The organism is Limosilactobacillus reuteri subsp. porcinus, assembly GCF_036621895.1.
Classification (GTDB): domain Bacteria; phylum Bacillota; class Bacilli; order Lactobacillales; family Lactobacillaceae; genus Limosilactobacillus; species Limosilactobacillus reuteri_J.
The window spans coordinates 1-2,664 of sequence record NZ_LN887495.1 but is presented as its reverse complement, the minus strand read 5'-3'; the positions used below and the strand labels follow the sequence as shown (position 1 = coordinate 2,664).

Here is a 2,664-nt window from a genome sequence, read left to right as displayed (position 1 = left end):
TGTGGATACGGACTGCTTACGCTTTTTTTCGTGCAAAATTGATTAATTTCCGTATATAAATATATAGGGGGATTAAATGTTAATTGCAGTTCATAATGATCAATTAGTGTTAGCTGAAAACGCAAAAAGCGATATGGCGTATTATTGTCCAGGATGCGGGCAGGGAGTGATCTTGCGACGAGGAAAGCATAAGATTACTCATTATGCCCATAAGAAGGGAAATGACTGTGGCTTTAGCGAGGGTGAAACATTAGAACATTTAAAAGGAAAAAAGCAGATTTATCAATGGGCACAAAAGCATCATTGGAATCCGCAATTAGAAGTCTATTTTCCAACAGTTGCTCAACGGCCAGATATTCTTTTAGAAATTAATGGGCATACTGTAGCAGTTGAATTTCAATGTAGTCCCTTAAGCCTTGAAAAGTTATTAGCACGTAATGAAGGGTATCGCCAGTTAAAAATTCCGGTTTGGTGGATATTAGGATCACCTTATTTGCGTAACTTGAGGAATAAAAAAATCGTTCAGTTTACGCAAATTTTTAGAAAACAGTTTGTTCTCTTATTTTGGGATGTGAAAAGGGCGCAATTAGTTATTAATCAGAAATACTGGCGGTGCTCCTATAGCCGGTTAAGGTATGATAAAAAGACTATTTTAATGGAGCAGATTGAAATGTTGAAGAAGAAACAGTATCATTTTCCAAGTAAAAAAATAAGAGAACTATCATTAACTACTTTAAGACTTACTGGTCACGCTTTGTCTGAATGTCCGCTGGTATGTCATGATCTTATTGCAAGTTGGCCGGCAATGTCTATTCCAATAATTATTTGGCGAATTGGTGTAATATTAGAGATAGAGAAATTCCCCTTATTTTATTCTTGGGGGAATAAGGAATGGAAAAATTTATTAATTAAGGTAAACAAAAGCGACTGGCTATTCCCCGGTTGTTTACCTCCAGAAACAATTCGCAATATTATTATCAACCAATATACAAACGAATTAATTGCCTTTAAAGTAATTTGTAGGGAGGATAATCATCTTATTTTAATTCATCGTCCACAATGGTTTAATGATGCACAGTTAAAACTACAGCTGGTTAAAAGGAGATCATAATATGCAACATACATGTACAATGTTTTTAGCAGGAAAGAATGCAACGATTGACGGGTCAACTATAGTTTGTCGTGAGGAAGATTATGGTAATGCATTTGATCCTCAAAGATTTGTATTAGTAAAACCAGAAAGACAGCCACGTCAATATCAAAGCAAAACAACTGACTTTAAAATTGATTTACCAGTTCCTAAGCTAAAATATACTTCTACGCCTGACGCTGACGATAAAGATGGGATTTTTGGTGCAGGCGGTATCAATGGTGTAAATGTTGCGATGAGTGCGACTGAAACTATTACTACTAATGCCCGGATACTAGCAGTAGATCCTTATAATACTTTATCAGGAATTGGCGAAGAAGATTTTGTAACATTAGTCCTTCCCTATATTAGGAGTGCGCAAGATGGTGTTAAGAAGCTAGGAAGCTTATTAGAAAAGTATGGTACTTATGAGGCTAATGCGATAGCTTTTAGTGATAATAATGAAGTATGGTATATGGAAACAATTGGCGGTCATCATTGGGCAGCTGTTAAAATCCCTGATAACGCCTATGTGATTGCTCCTAATCGATTTAACATTACTAATTTTGATTTTGACAGTTCCAACACAATGAGTTCACCAAATTTGAAACAGTGGATTGATCAAAATAAGTTGAATCCTAGCGAGAACGAATACAATTTACGACATATTTGTGGAAGTGCAACTGCTACTGATACTGTCTATAATAACCCACGAGCATGGTATGTTCAGCAGCAATTAGGGACGATAAATGCTAATCCGCAAAGTAATAACCTTCCATTCATCTGTTATGCAAAAGAAAAGCTTACTGTAACTACGATCAAGAAGTTAATGAGTTCTCATTATCAAGGGACAGCTTTTGACCCGTATCATTTAGAAAAAGATAAAGCACCATTTAGGTCAATTGCATTAAACCGAAACTTAGAATTACATATTCTACAAATACGTAATAATGTTCCTGCAAGTATTGCTGGTGTCCATTGGTTGGCATTTGGTCCTAATACTTTTAATGCTGTGGTTCCCTTTTATGCAAATATTGACGATACACCAATCCCTTATCGAAACACTAGTACTGAATATTCAATAGATGATATGTATTGGCTCACTCATACAATTGCTGCGCTTGGGGACCAAAATTATCAGCAAGCACAGAGTATTGAAGAAAATTTTGAATTGCAAGTAATGGCAAAAACAATGAATGTTCAAAATAATACGGATAAGGAAATAGCAGAACATCAGGATGTGAGTGCATTTTTAACCACAATTAATAATCGGATGGCCGAAACCGCAGTGGACGAAAGTAAAAAATTACTAGGGAAGCTAGTTAAACTTGCCTTTTCAAAAGAACGATTGCAATTCTAAATCGAAAATAAAAAAGAGGTTGGATAGATAGTCATCATTTCCAATCTCTTTTTATTAATGTCTTTAGACCTAGTTGAGTGCGCGAGCAGAGCGAGTGCACGAAACAAAAAACCACCTGCTATGCGGGTGGGCGATAAAAATTATATAAAAAAGGCCTCTTTTGCCTTAAGATGTA

2 protein-coding genes are annotated in these 2,664 nt (G+C 35.8%); both read left to right on the top strand.

The window, feature by feature from the left end:
* The first annotated feature begins 76 nt into the window (after positions 1-76).
* Positions 77-1,111, top strand: a complete 1,035-nt coding sequence (locus AACL61_RS09480; protein WP_339111312.1) for a competence protein CoiA — start codon at positions 77-79, stop codon at positions 1,109-1,111.
* Position 1,112: 1 nt separating this feature from the next.
* Positions 1,113-2,489 carry a C69 family dipeptidase gene (locus tag AACL61_RS09475; RefSeq protein WP_339111311.1) on the top strand — a complete coding sequence of 459 codons (1,377 nt, stop codon included), beginning with the start codon at positions 1,113-1,115 and terminating at the stop codon, positions 2,487-2,489.
* Positions 2,490-2,664 lie beyond the last annotated feature (175 nt).